This window comes from Nocardia acididurans, from assembly GCF_016741815.1.
GTDB lineage: Bacteria > Actinomycetota > Actinomycetes > Mycobacteriales > Mycobacteriaceae > Nocardia > Nocardia acididurans.
Map to the genome: position 1 here is coordinate 481,311 of NZ_JAERRJ010000001.1, position 18,477 is coordinate 499,787.

Here is an 18,477-nt window from a genome sequence, read left to right on the forward strand (position 1 = left end):
GCCGACAGTTCAACAGAACGGCGTTCCTGCGTTACCGGCTATTCGCTCGCAACCGTCAGGCTGCGCGGGTGCGATCACGGCCCGAACGAGTACTGCCGCAGCCACCGGGGCGTGGCTGGCGGGGAAGACCCTGGCAGGACTACGCGCTCTTCCTGGTGCTGGTCGTCCCCAATCTGATTCTGTTGTCGGTCTTTGTTTATCGGCCGTTGGTGGACAACATTCGGCTGTCGTTCTTCGACTGGAACATCTCCGACACGAACGCCACCTTCATCGGCTTCGACAACTACACCGAGTGGTGGAGCCGCGACGATTCGTGGCAAATCATCGGCAATACCTTGATTTTCACGTTCGCGGCCGTCGTCGGCAGCATGGTGCTCGGCCTCGCGCTCGCGCTGCTGCTGGACCGGAAGCTGTTCGGGCGCAATGTGGTCCGCTCCGCGGTGTTCGCGCCGTTCGTCATCTCCGGCGCGGCCATCGGCGTGGCCTTCCAGTTCGTGTTCGATCCCGGGTTCGGGCTGGTGCAGGATCTGCTGCACAAGATCGGCGTGGAGAAGACGCCGGACTTCTACCAGGACCCGAACTGGGCGCTGTTCATGGTGACCGTCACCTACCTCTGGAAGAACCTCGGGTACACCTTCGTCATCTACCTCGCCGCGCTGCAGGGCACCCGGCAGGATCTGATGGAGGCCGCCGAGATCGACGGGGCGAGCCGGTGGACCACGTTCACCCGAGTCCTGTTGCCGCAGTTGCGGCCCACCACCTTCTTCCTGTCCATCACCGTGCTGCTCAACTCGCTGCAGGTGTTCGACATCATCTACACGATGACGCGCGGCGGGCCGCTCGGCACCGGGACCACCACCATGGTGGTGCAGGTCTACCGCGAATCCTTCGTCAACTTCCGTGCCGGATACGGGGCGACCGTCGCCACCATCATGTTCGTGGTGCTGCTGATCGTGACGCTCGTGCAGGTGCGCATCATGGATCGGGCGCAGGACTGATGAGAACGGCTTTCACGTCCGGCGACAATGCGTTCTGGGCCAAGGTTTTCGGCTACGCCGCCATGGCGTGCGTGCTGATCATCATCGGCGTGCCGCTGCTGTGGATCATCATCACCTCGTTCAAGACGCGGCCCGACATCTACGTGCAGCCGGCCGTGTACCGGCCCGCGCCGTGGCATCCGCAGAACTACGCGGACGCCACCACCAAACTGCCGTTCTGGACCTTCCTGCAGAACTCGATCATCGTCACCGCGGTCGTGTCCGGGGTGAAGTTCGTGCTCGGGGTGTTCAGCGCTTACGGGCTCGTCTTCCTGCGGTTTCCGGGGAAGAACATCGTGTTCCTGGTGATCATCGCGGCGCTCATGGTGCCGAACCAGATCACCGTGATCTCGAACTACGCGCTCGTCTCACAGCTGGGATGGCGAAACACGCTGGTGGGCATCATCGTTCCGCTCTGCGGCGTCGCCTTCGGCACCTTCCTCATGCGCAATCACTTCCTGTCTCTGCCCTCCGAGGTCATCGAAGCGGCGCGCATGGACGGGGCCGGGTGGTGGCGGCTGCTCACCCGGGTCGTGCTGCCCATGTCCGGGCCGACCATGGTGGCGTTCGCGGTGGTCACGCTGGTGAACGAGTGGAACGAGTACCTGTGGCCGTTCCTGATGGCCGACGGGGAAGAGGTGGCCACGCTGCCGGTGGGTCTGACACTGCTGCAGAACACCGAGAACCCGAGCGTCACCAACTGGGGGCCGGTCATGGCCGGAACCCTGCTCACCATGCTGCCGATCCTCATCGTCTTCCTGGCATTGCAACGTCACATGATCAAGGGCCTCACCTCCGGTGCGGTCAAGGGCTGAGTCCCAGAAGGAGATTCACAGTGTCCGATTCACGATTCCCCAACCTTTCTCGACGGGGGTTCTTCGGCCTGGCCGGCGCCGCCGCGGCCGGGGTCGCGCTGACCGCGTGCGCGGGCACAGGTGGCGGCGGCAAGCAGGAGGGTGACGCCAACACCATCACCTGGTGGTCGAATCACCCCGGGACGTCCAAGGATCAGGAAACCGAGCTGATCAACCGGTTCCAGGCCCAGTACCCCGATCTGAAGGTCGACCTCGTCGATGCCGGTAAGAACTACGAGGAGGTGTCGCAGAAGTTCAACGCGGCACTGTCCGGCGGCGATCTGCCGGATGTCGTCGTGCTGTCCGATGTCTGGTGGTTCAACTACGCGCTCACCGGCAAGATCGAACCCCTGGACAGCCACTTCGGATCCGCGAACGTGCAGACCTCCGACTACGTGGACTCACTGCTCGCCGACTACCTGTTCGACGGCAAGCATTACGCACTGCCGTACGCGCGGTCGACGCAGGTCTTCTACTACAACAAGGACGTCTGGTCCAAGGTCGGACTGCCCGACCGCGGACCCGAGTCCTGGCCGGAATTCGACGAGTGGGGTCCCAGGATCCAGTCCGTCGTGGGCGCGGACAAGTGGGCGCACGGCTGGGGCGACGCCAAGAACTACCTGGGCTGGACCTTCCAGGGCCCGATGTGGACCTTCGGCGGCGGGTACTCCGACCAGTGGAAGCTGAAGTTCAACGAGCCCAAATCCATCGAGGCCGGGAACTTCCTGCGCAGCATGATCAACGAGAAGAAGTACGCGAGCGTGCGACCGGGTATCGCCGTGGACTTCGGCACCGGCATCATCGCCTCCACCATCGCCTCCACCGGTGATCTCAAGGGCATCAAGAGCAATGCCCAGGGCAAGCTGGAATTCGGCACCGCCTTCCTGCCGCATCCCAACGGCGCGGGCGCCACCACCGGCGGTGCGGGCCTGGCGATTCCGTCCGGCATCTCGGACAAGCGCAAGGAGAACGCGCTCAAGTTCATCGACTTCGTGACGAATGCCGCCAATACCGCGTACTTTTCGCAGGCCACCGGGTACATGCCGGTGCGCAAGTCGGCGCTGCAGGATCCGACCGAGATCGACTTCCTGGCCAAGAACCCGAACAACAAGACCGCCATCGACCAGTTGGCCGTCACCAGGTCGCAGGATTACGCGCGCGTCTTCCTGCCCGGCGCCGACCAGATCATCGGCACCGGCCTGGAGCAGATCGGCCTGCAGAACCGGGACGCCGCAGCGGCTTTCGCGGATGTCACCAGCCAGCTGCAGAACATCTACGACAGGCAGATCGCGCCGAAGCTGCCCAAATAAGCGCTGACCGTACCGATCAAGGAGACCCGCCGGCATGGCGACTGTGCAGTTCGATGGCGTGAGCCTCACCTACCCGGGAGCCCCCGCCCCTGCGGTCGAAGACCTGAACCTGGAGATCGCCGACGGCGAATTCCTGGTCCTGGTCGGCCCGTCCGGCTGCGGCAAATCCACCAGCCTGCGCATGCTGGCGGGTCTCGAAGCGGTCAGCAGCGGCCGCATCCACATCGGCGACCAGGACGTGACGGCCCTGCCGCCCCGCGCCCGGGACGTGGCCATGGTCTTCCAGAGCTATGCCCTGTACCCCAATATGACCGTCGCCGACAATATGGGCTTCGCGCTCCGCAATGCCGGAATGTCCAAGGCGGACACCTTGATTCGCGTCAAGGAGGCGGCGGCCATGCTGGAGCTGGAGGATCTGCTCGACCGCAAACCGGCGAAGCTCTCCGGCGGTCAGCGCCAGCGCGTGGCCATGGGCCGCGCCATCGTCCGCCGCCCCCAGGTCTTCTGCATGGACGAACCGCTGTCCAACCTGGACGCCAAACTCCGGGTGAGTACCCGCTCCCAGATCGCCGCCCTGCAGAAACGCCTCGGCACCACAACGGTTTACGTCACCCACGACCAGGTCGAGGCCATGACCATGGGCCACCGGGTCGCCGTCCTGCGCGACGGCAGGCTCCAGCAGATCGCCGCGCCCCGCGAGCTGTACGACGATCCGGTCAACGCCTTCGTCGCGGGATTCATCGGCTCCCCGGCCATGAACCTGTTGACCGCCCCGGTGATCGATGACGGGGCCGTCCTCAACGACCTCCGAATCCCGGTGCTGCGCAAGGACTCCCGCGACAAGGTGATCATCGGCATCCGCCCGGAATCCTGGGAGGTCACCACCGATCCGGCGAACGCCCTGGCGGTAGAGGTCGAACTCCTCGAAGAACTGGGCGCGGAGTCCTTCCTCTACTCGCACGGCATCACCGACCAGTGGTCCAGCCGCTCGGGCCGCATAGTCGCCCGCGTGGACCGCCGCTTCCAGGTGGCCCTCGGCGACCGCCTCTACCTCCGCCCCAAACAGGGCGAGGTCTTCTACTTCGACGCGGAGACCGAGCTGCGCCTGCGCTAGCGGCCGGGCGCTACCAGATCTTCACGCGCTCAGCCGGATCCAGGTAGAGGGCGTCCCCGGGCTTGACGTCGAAGGCTTCGTGGAAGCTGTCGAGGTTGCGGATGACGCCATTGCAACGGAACTCCGGCGGGGAGTGCGGGTCGACCGCGAGGCGGCGGATGGCTTCCTCCTTGCGGGCCTTGGTGCGCCACACCTGGGCCCAGCCGAAGAAGACCCGCTGCAGGCCGGTCAGGTCGTCGAGGACGGGGGAGTCCTTGTCCTCCAGCGAGATCTTGTACGCCTCCAGGGCGATGGAGAGGCCGCCCAGGTCACCGATGTTCTCGCCGATGGTGAACTCGCCGTTGACCTTGTGGTCGTCGGAGAGGTCCTTGGGGGAGAAGGCGTTGTACTGGTTGATGAGAGCCGTTGTGCGCTTGGCGAATTCGGTGCGGTCCTGCTCGGTCCACCAGTCGGTCATATTGCCGTCGCCGTCGTACTTGGAGCCCTGGTCGTCGAAGCCGTGGCCGATCTCGTGACCGATGACCGCGCCGATGCCACCGTAGTTGGCGGCGTCGTCGGCGTTCATGTCGAAGAAGGGGGGCTGGAGAATGGCTGCGGGGAAGACGATTTCGTTCATGCCGGGGTTGTAGTAGGCATTGACCGTCTGCGGGGTCATGAACCATTCGCCGCGATCGACGGGGCCGCCGAGCTTGTTCAGATCGCGGTCGTGTTCGGCGGCGTAGCCGCGGCGGTAGTTGCCCACCAGGTCCGACGGGTCGACGGTGACCGCCGAGTAGTCGCGCCACTCGTCCGGGTAACCGATCTTGGGGGTGAACTTCTCCAGCTTCGCCAAGGCGGCCTTGCGGGTTTCGGGGCCCATCCACTCCAGCTGGGAGATGTTGCGGCGGTAGGCCTCCTGGAGGTTGCCCACCAGTTCGACCATGCGGGCCTTGGCTTCCGGCGGGAAGTGCCGGGCCACATACAGTTTGCCGACCGCTTCGCCCAGCAGGTCCTGGACGACGGAGACGCCGCGCTTCCAGCGCTCGCGGTTCTCCGGCGCGCCGGTCAGGGTGCGGCCGTAGAAGCCGAAGTTCTCCTCCACCAGGTCGTCGGTGAGGTAGGCGGCGCGGGCCTTCACCACACGCCAGGCAGCCCAGGCCTTCCAGTCGTCGAGATCCTCGGCGGCCCACAGCCGCGCGAAGGTGCGGACGTAATCGGGCTGGCGGACAATGAGTTCCGCGAAAAGCTCGGGGCCGGACGCCTCGACGCCCTCGGCGAGGGCGGAAGTCCAGGCGGTCCAGTCGAATTCGGGGTTCTCGGCGGCCAGCGCCTCGAAAGTGGTGAGGTTGTAGCTCTTCTCGGCGTCGCGGCGGCGCACCACGTCCCAGTGACCGGCGGCCAGTTTCTGCTCCAGATCGAAGACGCGCTGGGCGTCGTAGTCCAGGCCGGCCAGTTCGAACATGCGGCGGACGTGGGCGACGTACTTGTCGCGGATCTCCGCGTATTCGTCCTTGTGGTAGTAGGACTCGTCGGGCAGGCCGATGCCGGACTGCGAGGTGTGCACCAGGTAGCGGGTGGAGTTCTTGTCGTCGGTGTCGACGTAGAAGACGATCGCGCCACCCACGCCGGTGCGCTGCAGGCGGCCGATGAGCGCGGCGAACTCGGCGCGGTCGGACACGGCGCGGACGGCCGCGAGCTCCTCAGCGATCGGGGTCAGGCCCGCGGCGGCGACGGCGGCCTCGTCCATGAAGCTGTTGTAGAGGTCGCCGATCTTGCGTTCCTCGCTGCCCGGTGCGGCGGCGGAGGCGGCGGCGTCCTGGATGATGCGCTGGACATCGCGCTCCGCCTGGTCGTAGAGCGTGCGGAAGGCGCCGTCCACCGCCCGATCCGACGGGATCTCGTAGGTGTCCAGCCATTTACCGTTGACGTGCGCGAACAGGTCGTCCTGCACTCGCACGGCCGCATCGATGAACGACAGGTCGATACCGGAGGGGTTGTTCAGCTGCGAAGTCACGGACTCCACATTAGGCTCCGCCGCCGCTGCGCGCTTTCAGCTCAGAAAGGAACGGGTGTCCGGTCGAATTCGCCGTCCCGCACACCCGCGAGGAAAGCTTGCCACTCGCCAGGGGTGTAGACGAGGTCGATGCCGCCGCGGCTCAGGGTGGTGTGGCCGTCGGGGCCGGTGTGAGCGGTCAGGTCGTCCGGGATCACGGCCCGGTCGAGAAGGGTGTCGAGGAACCGCATCCACTCGGAGGCGGTGACGGTGATGACTGGCTCGTCCTCGGTGCGATGCGCCGGGTTGCGACGGTACTTGCTGTCTCGGATGAGCACCGCAGCACCATCGAATCGGACCTCGACGCATTGATTTCCGTTATTGGTGCGCGTCGAGGTGAACCAGCCGGTGGATTCCGGGAGGTATTTCGCGGTGTTAACCATGTGGAGCATTTTACCGTTTTTCGCCCTGTCTCCTACCCTTGCGAATAATGTTTGATCATCTCCAAAGACTCTGCGCGACCTAGAGATTGGTCGAGTGCGCGCACAAATGCAAAAGCCAGATCGCGCACCAGATCCGGATCGTCCACGGCACCCCCGAATACCGAGCTTTCCACCCAGCCGAAAGTCGGCAGCGATTCCACAGCGAAATCCAGCAGGTGAAAACTCGAGCCGCCGAGAATCGCGCCGTGCGTCGCCGCGAACGGAATCACCCGCACGGTCACCGAATCCAGTGCTTCCAGCAGTTCCACGAGGTGCTCGAGCTGACCGCGCAACACCTTCGGCCCGCCGATCTGCTGCAGCAGGGTGGCCTCCCCGACCACCGCCGTCAACTCCACGCGTTCACTACCGCGCAAACGCTCCTGCCGGCGCATGCGCACGGCCACGAGCTGTTCCACCTGAACCGGCCGGATCATCACATCGGCACTGATCAGAGCCCGCGCATACTCTTCAGTCTGCAGCAGGCCGGGAATCACCAGACTGTCATAACTGCGAATGCTCTCGGCCCCGAACTCCATGCCGTAATACCGCTGCAGTTCCGGCCCGATCAGCGCCGAGGATTTCGCCCACCAGCCGCGCTCCTTGCTGACCGCGAGCAGTTCCTGAAGTTCCTTGCGCTCTTCACCATCCACCTCGAGCAGTTCCAGCACGGGACCGATGGTGTTGACGGTGAGAACCCGGCGGCCCTTCTCCACATGCGACCAATTGGCGGGTGTGAAACCCACCCGCTTGGCGAACGTCGCCGAATCGAAGCCGCGCTGCTCGCGCAGCTCCCGTAATCGCAGTACCAGCTCCCACCGGGCAACAGTGGGCGAGACGGGTGCCATGGGTTCGGATCGTACGCCCCCGAACTCGCTGGCGTGTGACTATTGTCATACCGGTTGCTCCGGAATATGGTCGGTAGCAGGAGGTTCGCCATGAGCGCGCTGGACCCATCCTCGTACGCCGCTACGCAGGAAGCGCTGGCCCGCTGCCGTCGCTACCGCAAGGAACACGGGCTGTACGGGATCGTCGATTCGGCCATGGGCCGGATCATGCTGGAGATCGGGGCGGTCGGCGCCGTCACCATGCCCGCCGACCTCGGCATGAAGGTGCGCAACCACCTGAAGTCGAAACAGCGGTGCGGGCCGGTCATCAACCATCCGCGTTCGGGCCGTTGGACATTCCTCACCGGGCCGACCGACGACTCCTACCTCGACACCACCCTGTTCTCGGATCTGTTCCGCGACTGCGCCGCGGTCGCGCTGCCCGGTAGCCACATCGTGCTGCCCTCACCCACGGACGAGCACAGCGGCTACCGGGCCTGGATCTGCCCGCCGGACGGCGACTTCCGGCCCGATATGGGCGAAGTGGTCAGTGCCACAAGGGAATGCCGGGTGCACTGACCGCCCGGCAACGACTCAGCGCGGCGGCTCGGGGGTGACGGTGACGCCGAACTTGTCCTCCACGCGCTGATTGAAATCGCGCTCGCACTGCTCGATCTTGGCCTGGTCGCCGCCCGCCTGCTGCACGCAGTCGACATAGTCGGTGACGCCGGTGTCCTTCACGAACACCCAGATGATCAGACCGAAGATGACCGAGCCGATCAGGCCCAGCGCACCCAGGATGAGACCGGTGACCGCCATGCCGGTACCGCCGGCCTGCCCCTTGCGCGCCTTGGACATGGCGACGATGCCGATGATGACCGCGATCAGACCCAGCAGCACGCCGCCGATGACGGTGAACACCGCGGGCAGCGAGAGAATGCCCAGCACCAGCGCGGTGATGGCCAGGCCCTTGCCCTTCGGCGACTCCTGCCAGTACTGCTGGCCGCCGCTGTTCGGCGGCGGCGGATAACCGCCGGGCTGCTGGGGATAACCGCCGGGCGGCGGCGAGGGGTACTGCTCGCCGTACTGGCCGGGGGGCGGGTATTGCGACATGCGGCGTCCTTCCGTCGGGTGATGCTCCCGGTATCGCGCACGCGCGGACGAGCCGTTAACGCGCCCGGTTCGTCCGGAACAGCTGACCTAGATGCTATTGCCCACCCAGTCGGGCATGCATCTCCCACACCAGAATCTCGGACGGCAGGTTCGCCGTGATGCGCTGACCGCCACTGCGGGCCAACCGCACCGCGTCACCCTCGTAGAGGGTGCCCGCACCCTCCATCTCCACTTCCCCGCGCGCCACGAACAGATGCAGGTACGGGGCCTCCGGTAGTCGAACCTCCGCCGCCGGAGCCAACCGCCCGACATGCATGGCCGCATGCGAACTGTTGATGGCGATGGCCGTGCGATCCCGATAGCGCGGTAGCCCCGACGCCACCGTCACCAGGCGGCCGCCCGCCAGCTCGTCGTCGATCTCCAGCTGCTGATACCCGGGCGTCAGGCCGGGCTCGTCCGGAACCACCCACATCTGGACGAAGTGCACGGGCTCGTCATGCTCCGGATCGGCGCTGATCCGCCAGGAATCGTTCTTCTCCGAATGCAGGATGCCGGTGCCCGCGCTCATCCGCTGCGCCAGACCCGGATAGATGACGCCGCTGTGCCCCAGCGAATCCTGGTGCACCAGGCTGCCGCTCAACACCCAGGTGACGATCTCCATATCCCGGTGCGGATGGGTTTCGAAACCCTCCCCGGGCGCGACGATGTCCTCATTGTTCACGAGCAGCAGGCCGTGATGGGTGTTGTCCGGATCGTAGTGTTCCCCGAACGAAAACGAATGCTTCGAATCCAGCCACGCCACACGGGTTTTCATGCGGTCGCCGCCACGATGGATATCGATGTGTGGTGTCGTGAGCGTGGACACCGCCGTACTCCTCTCACCGGCGAGCACCGATCACATTCAGGGTAGGTGCACCTTCGGCACGCCCACCTGAACTCCGGGTAAATTTTACCGTGGGAGCAGCATTGCTCTGTATGCCGCCGACCAGGCACTTCGGTCACCGCGACCGGTCGGCGCAAATACCCGGCGACCCGACACCACCGGAACCGTCCTGTCGGCGGGACACCGACGGCGACCGTATCATGATGTGCCGCAAGTGAAACCGGAGGGAGAGCGAGGAATGCGACCCGAGGTACTCGCGGGCATCGAACGCGAACTCCGGCAGCAGGCCGATAGCGAGGGGATCGTCCACTTCGTGGTGGGCGTAGCGGTGTTCCGCGGTGGCAAACTCCTGGTCGTACGGCGTGTCGCCGACGACTGGCACGGGGGAATGTACGAACTGCCCGGTGGCGGCGTGGAATCCGGGGAATCCTTCGCCGAATGCGTCGAACGCGAACTCTACGAGGAAACCGGGTTACGGGTCCGCCGGATCACCGACGTCCTCGGCGGATTCGATTACGCCACCCGCACCAAATCGCGGGTCCGCAAATACAGCTTCGTCGTGGAGACCGAACCCGGCGAGGTATCCCTCGCACCCGGCGAACACGACCAATTCCAATGGATCGACGCCGACAGCCTCGACAATCTGCCCATGGCCGAGGACATGCGGGCCGCGGTCTTCGCGCTGGTGACCACCCACCCGGCACGGTGAACACCCCCGCACCGCCCGGACCGGCCCGCCCCGAGCCCGCCCGGCGCTCCCCCCGTGACCTCACCAGGAGCCTGCGCACGGTCCTGCGCGAGAGTCCGGGCGTGCTGCGACTCACCACCATCCGGCTCGCCGGGCAGTTCGGCGACGGCATGTTCCAGGGCGCGCTGTCCGGGGCCATCCTCTTCAATCCGGAACGGGAAACCGATCCGCTTGCCATCGCGGGCGGATTCGCGGCGCTGCTGCTGCCGTACTCGATCATCGGGCCGTACGCGGGGGCGCTGCTGGACCGCTGGGACCGGCGGACCGTGCTGCTGGTCGCGAACCTGCTGCGGGTGGTGCTGATCGGCGTCACCGCCGCGGCGCTGTACTCGGGCTTGCGGGCGACACCGCTGCTGATCCTCGCGCTCGCGGTGGTCGGCACCTCGCGGTTCATCGGCGCGGGCGTGTCGGCGTCACTGCCGCATGTGCTCGCCCAGCATCGGCTGGTGCCGATGAACTCGATCGTCGCGACGGTGGCCTCCGGGTTCACCATCGCCGGGGTGGGCACCGCCTTCGCGATCATCAAGGTGGTCGGGGCGGGCGACTTCGGATCGGCCGTGGCCGTGGCGGCCAGTACCGCCGGGTCGGTGATCGCCGCCCTGGCCGCGGCCGGGTTCGCGGCGCGCGCGCTCGGACCGGACGGGCTGTCGGACCGGGCGCGGAGTTCCGTGCGGGCCATCGCCTCCGGACTGCGGTCGGGGGCCACCGCGGCGTGGCGGTCCCGCGAGGTGACCACAGCGATGATCGGCATCGGCGCGCACCGGGTGGTGTTCGGCGCGGACACCATGCTGATGGTGCTCGTGCTGCGGCGCGGCGAAGGCGGCGTCGGCACCCATATGGCGAAATTCAGCGCGGCCATCACGGCGGCCGGAGCGGGCATGGTGGTCGCGGCCGTGGTCGCGCCGGTGCTGATTCCACGGCTCGGGCGATCCCGGACCGTGATGGCCGGGCTGGCTGTCGCGACCGTGGTGCAGGTGCTGCTGGTCACGCCGGTCACGGTGGCCACGGGCGCGGCCGAACGGTCGGCGGAGATCGCGCTGCTGGTGGCGGCGTTCCTGCTCGGACTGGCCGGGCAGACGATCAAGCTGACCGGAGACGCGGCCATGCAGATCGATATCGACGACGCACACCGCGGGCAGGTGTTCGCCCTGCAGGACACGGTCTTCAACATCACCTTCGTGTCGGCGATCGCGGGGACAGCCTTGCTGATCCCGGCCGATGGGCGCTCGCCGGGCGTGGTGATCGCGGCGGCCGGGGTGTACTGCTGCGGCATCGCGGCGATCCTGGCGAACTCGCGGCGCGGCGCCGGGGTGTAGCCGCCTGGTCATCCCGGCGCGGAATGACGAAGAGACACACATCCGAGGGGTGGGTGGTGTTCGAATCCCATTGGGGTCGCCGGACAGTGCGGTCCGGGCGGCCCGTCTTCCCGCCCCGGCGGGTGGTATCGGCTCGGTCACAACGCCGCGAACACCGGGCACGCCGAGCCCGGGTGCACGACTTGTCCGGTTACGGTAGGTCGATTCGATTCGAGGAGACGCACATCCGATCGGATATTCCTGCCACGCTCGTGTTCTCGGGGGTACTCACCCTCGGGACGGTCCTGCTACCGGCTGCGCCCGCGCACTCCGCGCCGCATCCGTGGCAACCGCCGCCCGTGAACAGTTGCGGCGAAACCGGATTCGACCCGCTCGCCCGCGAACGCGAACCCGGAACCCAACCGCCGCCGCCCGACAACACGATCCGCATCGATGTGCCGGTGCCGGAGATCATCGAGGTGCCGATACCCGGCCCGGCGCAGGACAACACGCGCATCGTCGCGGAACCGCTGCCCGAGGACCCGTGCGCCAACCCCTGCCCGGATATCCGGGACCGGCCCAAGCCGGCGCCGGAGGCCGCCGAAGCGCCTGCGCCGGAGGGCAATCCGGAGGAATCCGCCCCGGGGACCGGTGAACCCGGCGGCGGCAGCGGGGGCAGCGCCGCCATCCCGTGGCCGAAGCTCGAGATCAATACCCAGACCGAGCTCATTCCCGTGCCGGTGCCGGGTGGCGAGGAACCCGAACCGCAGCCCGCGCCCGAACCCGCCGCACAGGTCGCCGATCCCGCGCCCGTCGCCGCACCGCCTGCGCTGCCCGTCGTGGAATCGGTGGACGTGGTCGACCAGATGACCGGACCCGGCTCGGAGAACCGGACCGATATGCGCTGGTCGGTGGACGGCACCGATCTGGGACTCATGTGGGAGACCAAACCCGGTGAGGTCGCGGTGGTCTTCGGCGACACCTTCGGCAAGGGGTGGGAGCCCATCGGCGGCGGCACCGGCGATCAGGACTGGCGCAGCAATGTCATCGGCTACAGCACCGACACCGACCTGTCCGACGGGCTCACCCTCGACACCTTCGCGCAGGACAGCCGCTGCCACGCCGCCGAGATCCTGGCCAGCCGCAAGATCAACAACTTCGAGATCACCACCATCCCGACGAGCGGTTTCGCCCTCGGCGACCGGCAGTACCTCACCTATATGTCGGTGGCGCGGTGGAGCAAGGTGCCCGGCATGTGGTGGACCAACCTGGGCGGCCTCGCCTGGTCCGACGACAACGGCAGCACCTGGACCAAATCCCAATGGGCGCAATGGCACAACCTGTTCGGGCTCGGCCGGTTCCAGGTGGCCACCATGGTGCCGCACGGGGATCACGTCTACATGTTCGGAACGCCGAACGGGCGCATGGGCGTCATCGGGCTCGCCCGGGTGCCCAAGGATCAGATCCTCAACAAGACCGCCTACCAGTACTGGATCAACGGAACCTGGGAACCCGCCAACGGACCCGGCGAATGGCTCGCCACCCCACTGGTTTCCGGCACCGCCAGTGAACTCGCCATCCGCTACGACGCGGCGAGCGGGCTCTGGCAGATGATCTACCTGGACGTCACCACCAACCGCATGGTGCTGCGCACCGCCACCGAACCCCAAGGGACCTGGACGGATCCGGTGACGCTGGTGACCGCCGACGACTATCCCAGCCTCTACGGCGGTTTCATCCACCCCTGGTCCAGCGGCAACGACCTGTACTTCGCCATGTCCACCTGGAACGCCTACAACGTCTTCCTCATGCGGGCGGTAATCGACTCCGGCCGTTGACATATCGGCTACGGTGAGGCGATTCGATCTCGGAGGGGACGCAGCACTGCAATGGGATGGCAACGGGCCGCGGCGGCATCGCGCGCGGAAACTCCTGCCGTACTGGCACTTTCGGGGGTGATCACGCTGGGTGCGGTGCTGCTGCCCGCCGCGCCCGCCACCGCCGGGCCGCACCCCTACGCGCCGCCGCCCGTGAACAGTTGCGGCGAAACAGGATTCGATCCGCTCTACCGCAAAGCGCCCGACGGATACACACCGCCGGTGAATCCCACCATCGCCGTGCCGGTTCCGGTGCCGCAGATCCTGCAGGTGCCGATGTACGGGCCGAAAGCGGACAACACCCGGATCGTCGCCGACCCGCTGCCCGAGGACCCGTGCGCCAACCCGTGCCCGGACATCCGCGACACGCCCCCGAAGACCACGCCGCCGAACACGCCGGGCGGCGGATCCGTTGCGCTGCCGCAGATCTCGATCAAGCCGGAACCGGAGATCATTCCCGTTCCGGTGCCGGGTGGCGAACCACCCGAACCGCAGCCCGCGCCGGAAGCCGCCGTCCAGGTCGCGGCACCCGGTCCGGTCGCGGCGCCGGTCGGCGCGCCCGGCCTCGAATCCGTGCGGGTGGTCGGCCAGCTGACCGGGCCCGGTTCGGCCAACCGCACCGATATGCGCTGGTCCGTGGACGGCACCGACCTCGGACTCATGTGGGAGACCAAACCCGGCGAGGTCGCCGTGGTCTTCGGCGACACCTTCGGCAAGGGCTGGCAGCCGGGCGGCGCGGGCACCGATCAACAGGATTGGCGCAGCAATGTCATCGGCTACAGCACCGACACCGACCTGTCCGACGGGCTCACCCTCGACACCTTCGCGCAGGACAGCCGCTGCCACGCCGCCGAGATCCTGAGCAGCCGCAAGATCGGCAACTACGAGGTCACCACCATCCCCACCAGCGGCTTCGCCCTCGACGACCGGCAGTACCTCACCTACATGTCGGTGAAACGGTGGAGCAAGATCCCGGGCATGTGGTGGACCAACCACGGCGGCATCGCCTGGTCCGACGACAACGGCAGCACCTGGACCAAATCCCAATGGGCACAGTGGGACAACCTGTTCGGACTGGGCCGGTTCCAGGTGGCCACCATGGTGCCGCACGGGGATCACGTCTACATGTTCGGCACACCCAACGGGCGCATCGGCGTCATCGGACTCGCCCGGGTGCCCAAGGATCAGGTGCTGAACAAGACCGCCTACCAGTACTGGATCGACGGGGTGTGGCAGCCCGCCGCCACGGCGCACGAATTCTTCGCCACCCCGGTGGTTTCCGGGACCGCCAGCGAACTGTCCATCCGCTACGACACCGCGAGCGGGCGGTGGCAGATGGTGTACCTCGACACCCTGCGGCACCAGATCGTGCTGCGCACCGCCGCCGAACCGCAGGGCGCGTGGAGTGAACCGGTGGCGCTGCTCGACACCGACGACTATCCGACGGCGTACGGCGGGTTCATCCATCCGTGGTCGACGGGGAACGAACTGTACTTCGCGGTGTCCACGTGGAACGCGTACAACGTGTTCCTCATGCAGGCCACGCTGCGGTGAGAAGCGTTCCGGTGCGGGCGATCACGCCGGCGGGCCGACCCGCCGGAAGCGTACGGCCTGCCCGGGGCGGGCCTGCGCGACCGCGTCCACATCGGCATCCACCACCACGCCGATCACCGGGTAGCCGCCGGTGATCGGATGGTCGGCCAGGAACACCACCGGCCGGCCACTCGGCGGGACCTGGATCGAGCCCAGAGCCATTCCCTCGGTGGGCAATTCGCTCGCGACGCGACGGCGCAGGGCGGGGCCGGAACGACGGTCCAGGCGGGCGCCGATCCGATCGGTGTCCTGCGAGACGGTCCAGTCGCCCTCGAAAAGCGCTGCGGCATCGGTGAACCAGTCGTCGCGCGGGCCCGGCACCACATCGACCGTGACCAGGCCGTCCGCCGGTGGGGCCACCGGGGCCACATCGATCGGGGAGTAGGCGCGCGGGGGTTTGCCGATCGGGAGCAGATCGCCCGCGCACAACGGCTCCGGGCCGATACCGGACAGGGTGTCGCGACTGCGCGAACCCAGCACCGGCGGGAGGTCGATGCCGCCGCGCACCGCCACGTAGGCGCGCAGGCCGGACATGGCGTAACCCAGCCGAAGTCGTTGCCCCTCTTCGAGTTCCAGCACGCTGGCCGCACCGACCGGGCGGCCGTCGATGGTGGCGGGAGCCGCCGCGCCCGTCACCGCGAGGGTGAGATGCCGTTCGGCCAGCAGCTCCACACCGCCCAGCAGCACCTCGATGGCGGCAGCGCCCTCGGCGTTGCCGACCAGGCGATTCGCCAGGCGGAGCGAAGCCCGATCCGCGGCCCCGGCCGCGCCCACACCCGAATCGAACCAGCCGGGACGGCCGAGATCCTGCACGGTTGCCAGCGGCCCGACCCGCTCCACCCGGATCATCGGGCACCTCCGGAACCCGCTGTGCGCCAGGCGATATCGGGGCACACCCACGTCGGCACCGATCTCATGCCGGTCCCTCCCTCACGGTGAAACGGACACGGGTACCGGAGCGGATCAGGGCGGGCGGATCGCGGTCGACGTCCCACAGGGTCAGGTCGGAGGTGCCGATCAGCTGCCAGCCGCCGGGACTGCGGCGGGGATAGACCGCCGAGAAGCCGCCGGCCAAGGCCACCGCGCCCGGCGGGATCGAGGTTCGCGACTGGGTGCGGCGAGGGACCGTCAGGCGGCCGTCGGGCGATTCCAGATAGCCGAAGCCCGGAGCGAAACCCACGAAGGCGCAACGCCATACGGTGCCGGTGTGCTGAGCGATCACCTCGGCGGGGGTGAGGCCGAGCAGGTCCGCCACCGCCTCCAGATCCGCGCCGTCGTAGCGGACCGGGATCAGCACCGGATCCGAACGCGCACCGTTGCCGCCCGCCACCTCGTCCGGGCGGTCCGCGGGGGACGGGCGCCAACCGGGGACGCGGCGGACTCCGGCCGGGACGCGCGCTTCGGATTCCAGGCGAGCCATGATCGTATGCACCTGCCGCCGGACCGAATCCGCGTCGCCGGGGGAGGACAGGATGAGCAGGACCGTTTCGGCCGCCGGGAGCACGTCCACGACACCGGCGGGGCGATCCCGCAGGGCCGCCACCAGTTCCGCCAGCAGGGCGCGCGACGGTGGGATCACCAGCAGCGCGCGGTCGCCCGCCGCCCGGATCTCGCCCCGAGCCGATCCCTGTCCGAAATCAGTCATCATGCGCTCATCAGGTGAAAGGTCTTGCCGGAAGCCCGGATTCGTCCAGGGTCGCGCGGATGCGCCGTGCCATCTCCACCGCGGCGGGGGAATCGCCGTGTACGCAGATGCTGTCCGCGCGCACCGCCACCGTACCGCCCGCCACGCTCGCCGCCTTGCCGGAACGGGCGATCGAAAGCGCCTGCGCCACCGCGTCGTCCGCGCCCAGCACCGCGCCGGGCAGGCCGCGCGGGGCCAGCAGGCCGTCCGGCGTGTAGGCGCGATCGGCGAAACCCTCACCGAAGAACGGGGTTCCGACCGCCAGGGCGGCGTGCTCCAATTCGGTGCCCGCCGGGCCGAGCAGGGCCAGGTTCGGATCGAATTCGCGCATGGCCGCCACGATCGCGTCCGCCGACGCCCGATCCGCGGCCGCCGCGTGGTACAGCGCGCCATGGGGTTTCACGTAGCGGACCCGGTCACCGGCCGCGCGGGCGAAGGCGTCCAGGCTGCCGATCTGGTACAGCGTCTCGTCCCGCAGTTCCGACGCGGGCACGGCGAGCGCGCGGCGGCCGAAACCGGCGAGGTCGCGATAGCCGACGTGCGCGCCGATCCGCACACCCCGCTCCACGGCCAGGGCGCAGGTGCGGCGCATGATCGACGGATCACCGGCGTGGAAGCCGCAGGCGATGTTGGCGCTGCTGACCACATCCAGCATCGCGGCGTCGTCGCCCATCCGCCACGCGCCGAAGCCCTCGCCGAGATCACTGTTCAGATCCACCCCCATATCCTCCCACCGCGCGAAATCCGGCGTGGTGCACATCGTCGAGCTGCCGGGCCTCGAGAAACCGGACGGTCATATGTGATGTGGGTCGCAGCGAGATCCCTGGCGCTGTCACCTTCGGCCAGTACGCTCGATGCAATCATGGCCACGTATTTCGATCCGAAGGCCTGGTCACCACTGCGCGCGGTGGACCTGGGCATGGACCTGGGGAAACGTCTGTTCGACCAGACGTGGGTCGACCAGTGGACCAGCTTCACCACCGCCTGGCTCGATCCGGTCACCGACTTCGGGGTCGGGACGGTCACCGCCCTGATGCCCGACGTGCTCATGACACTGCTGTCGGAGGGAATCCTCAGCCAGTTCGGCGGGCAGGAGGTGGACGCCACCTTCCTCGGCCATGATCTGCGCGCCACGCTGCACACGCTCAAGGTACGAAGACGCGGGGCGCACTTCCAGACCAAAACCGTGCTCACGCAACTGCATTGGAACAACCATCCGGTCGAGGAACTGACCGCCATCGCGCACGGGGTGCGGATCATTCCCGGGGTGCCCACCAGGATCCGGGCCGCGCAGATCGATATCACCGGGGTCGTATCCGTTGCCGCGCTGCTGAATTGGATCAACACCTGGCAGCCGGACTGGGTGCTGGAGACCGCGCCCGACGGGCAGATCATGGCGCGGCACAAACGCCGGAAGATACGCGCCCTCGCCACCGGGGAAATCACCAACAATGTGCTCACCATCAGCGTGCACACGGCGCACTGGCGCAGTATCCGCGCACCGCGCAGCATGACCCGGCTCGCACCGATTCCCTTGACGGACCTACCGAATCAGCTCCGCATCCTGCGCGCCGAACGCAAGGGCGACCACATCGAATTCACCGCGGACCTACCCGGGATGACCGCCTCGTTCGACCTCGCGCAGATCCGCTCGGCCATCGTCGCCGGCACAACTCTGATCGTGTTCTAGC

General features: G+C 67.4%; 18 protein-coding genes. 10 read left to right on the top strand and 8 right to left on the bottom strand.

The window, feature by feature from the left end; genetic code table 11:
* Positions 1-26: 26 nt before the first annotated feature.
* The 4 genes from JK358_RS02215 to JK358_RS02230 are packed head-to-tail and all read left to right on the top strand — an operon-like array spanning position 27 to position 4,315.
* Complete coding sequence (locus JK358_RS02215; RefSeq protein WP_372440606.1) at positions 27-998, top strand: carbohydrate ABC transporter permease; 972 nt, start codon at positions 27-29, stop codon at positions 996-998.
* The gene (locus JK358_RS02220; protein ID WP_201942850.1) at positions 998-1,852 is read left to right on the top strand and encodes a carbohydrate ABC transporter permease; all 855 of its coding nucleotides are present in this window, start codon (positions 998-1,000) and stop codon (positions 1,850-1,852) included. Before JK358_RS02215 ends, JK358_RS02220 begins: the two co-directional genes overlap by 1 nt.
* 20 nt (positions 1,853-1,872) lie before the next feature.
* Positions 1,873-3,201 carry an ABC transporter substrate-binding protein gene (locus JK358_RS02225; protein WP_201942854.1) on the top strand — a complete coding sequence of 443 codons (1,329 nt, stop codon included), beginning with the start codon at positions 1,873-1,875 and terminating at the stop codon, positions 3,199-3,201.
* A gap of 34 nt (positions 3,202-3,235) precedes the next feature.
* Entirely contained in the window at positions 3,236-4,315 is a 1,080-nt protein-coding gene (locus JK358_RS02230; RefSeq protein WP_201942856.1) for an ABC transporter ATP-binding protein, read from the top strand.
* Positions 4,316-4,325: 10 nt separating this feature from the next.
* On the opposite strand, the gene JK358_RS02235 is transcribed toward JK358_RS02230, so the two are convergent.
* The 3 genes from JK358_RS02235 to JK358_RS02245 are packed head-to-tail and all read right to left on the bottom strand — an operon-like array spanning position 4,326 to position 7,614.
* Entirely contained in the window at positions 4,326-6,308 is a 1,983-nt protein-coding gene (locus JK358_RS02235) for a M13 family metallopeptidase (RefSeq protein ID WP_201942859.1), read from the bottom strand.
* Between the two features lie 41 nt (positions 6,309-6,349).
* Entirely contained in the window at positions 6,350-6,730 is a 381-nt protein-coding gene (locus tag JK358_RS02240; RefSeq protein ID WP_201942861.1) for a DUF397 domain-containing protein, read from the bottom strand.
* 32 nt (positions 6,731-6,762) lie between these two features.
* The gene (locus JK358_RS02245) at positions 6,763-7,614 is read right to left on the bottom strand and encodes a helix-turn-helix domain-containing protein (protein WP_201942864.1); all 852 of its coding nucleotides are present in this window, start codon (positions 7,612-7,614) and stop codon (positions 6,763-6,765) included.
* 90 nt (positions 7,615-7,704) lie between these two features.
* Here JK358_RS02245 and JK358_RS02250 point away from each other — a divergent pair, with 90 nt between their 5' ends.
* Positions 7,705-8,172, top strand: coding sequence for a hypothetical protein (locus JK358_RS02250; protein WP_201942867.1), 468 nt, complete (start codon positions 7,705-7,707; stop codon positions 8,170-8,172).
* A gap of 15 nt (positions 8,173-8,187) precedes the next feature.
* Here JK358_RS02250 and JK358_RS02255 read toward each other — a convergent pair whose 3' ends face one another.
* Complete coding sequence (locus tag JK358_RS02255) at positions 8,188-8,706, bottom strand: DUF4190 domain-containing protein (RefSeq protein ID WP_201942871.1); 519 nt, start codon at positions 8,704-8,706, stop codon at positions 8,188-8,190.
* A 94-nt stretch (positions 8,707-8,800) separates the two neighbouring features.
* Positions 8,801-9,571: a pirin family protein gene (locus tag JK358_RS02260; RefSeq protein ID WP_201942874.1), complete on the bottom strand. Its 771-nt coding sequence runs from the start codon at positions 9,569-9,571 to the stop codon at positions 8,801-8,803.
* A gap of 256 nt (positions 9,572-9,827) precedes the next feature.
* On the opposite strand from JK358_RS02260, the gene JK358_RS02265 reads away from it, so the two are divergent.
* From JK358_RS02265 to JK358_RS02280, 4 genes are all read left to right on the top strand, one after another.
* Complete coding sequence (locus JK358_RS02265; protein ID WP_201942877.1) at positions 9,828-10,298, top strand: NUDIX hydrolase; 471 nt, start codon at positions 9,828-9,830, stop codon at positions 10,296-10,298.
* Positions 10,295-11,653: an MFS transporter gene (locus tag JK358_RS02270; RefSeq protein WP_372440584.1), complete on the top strand. Its 1,359-nt coding sequence runs from the start codon at positions 10,295-10,297 to the stop codon at positions 11,651-11,653. The genes JK358_RS02265 and JK358_RS02270 overlap by 4 nt, the downstream gene beginning before the upstream one ends.
* A gap of 251 nt (positions 11,654-11,904) precedes the next feature.
* Positions 11,905-13,470 carry a glycoside hydrolase family 183 protein gene (locus JK358_RS02275; protein ID WP_307817237.1) on the top strand — a complete coding sequence of 522 codons (1,566 nt, stop codon included), beginning with the start codon at positions 11,905-11,907 and terminating at the stop codon, positions 13,468-13,470.
* A 51-nt stretch (positions 13,471-13,521) separates the two neighbouring features.
* Positions 13,522-15,063 (top strand): DUF4185 domain-containing protein, encoded by a 1,542-nt coding sequence (locus JK358_RS02280; protein ID WP_201942882.1) that lies wholly within the window; start codon positions 13,522-13,524, stop codon positions 15,061-15,063.
* 21 nt (positions 15,064-15,084) lie between these two features.
* On the opposite strand, the gene JK358_RS02285 is transcribed toward JK358_RS02280, so the two are convergent.
* From JK358_RS02285 to JK358_RS02295, 3 genes are all read right to left on the bottom strand, one after another.
* The gene (locus JK358_RS02285) at positions 15,085-15,951 is read right to left on the bottom strand and encodes a 5-oxoprolinase subunit C family protein (RefSeq protein ID WP_201942885.1); all 867 of its coding nucleotides are present in this window, start codon (positions 15,949-15,951) and stop codon (positions 15,085-15,087) included.
* 64 nt (positions 15,952-16,015) lie between these two features.
* Positions 16,016-16,747 carry a 5-oxoprolinase subunit B family protein gene (locus JK358_RS02290; RefSeq protein ID WP_232850581.1) on the bottom strand — a complete coding sequence of 244 codons (732 nt, stop codon included), beginning with the start codon at positions 16,745-16,747 and terminating at the stop codon, positions 16,016-16,018.
* 10 nt (positions 16,748-16,757) lie between these two features.
* Positions 16,758-17,510 (bottom strand): LamB/YcsF family protein, encoded by a 753-nt coding sequence (locus JK358_RS02295; RefSeq protein ID WP_201942891.1) that lies wholly within the window; start codon positions 17,508-17,510, stop codon positions 16,758-16,760.
* A 138-nt stretch (positions 17,511-17,648) separates the two neighbouring features.
* Here JK358_RS02295 and JK358_RS02300 point away from each other — a divergent pair, with 138 nt between their 5' ends.
* Positions 17,649-18,476 carry a hypothetical protein gene (locus JK358_RS02300; RefSeq protein ID WP_201942894.1) on the top strand — a complete coding sequence of 276 codons (828 nt, stop codon included), beginning with the start codon at positions 17,649-17,651 and terminating at the stop codon, positions 18,474-18,476.
* Position 18,477: the final 1 nt, after the last annotated feature.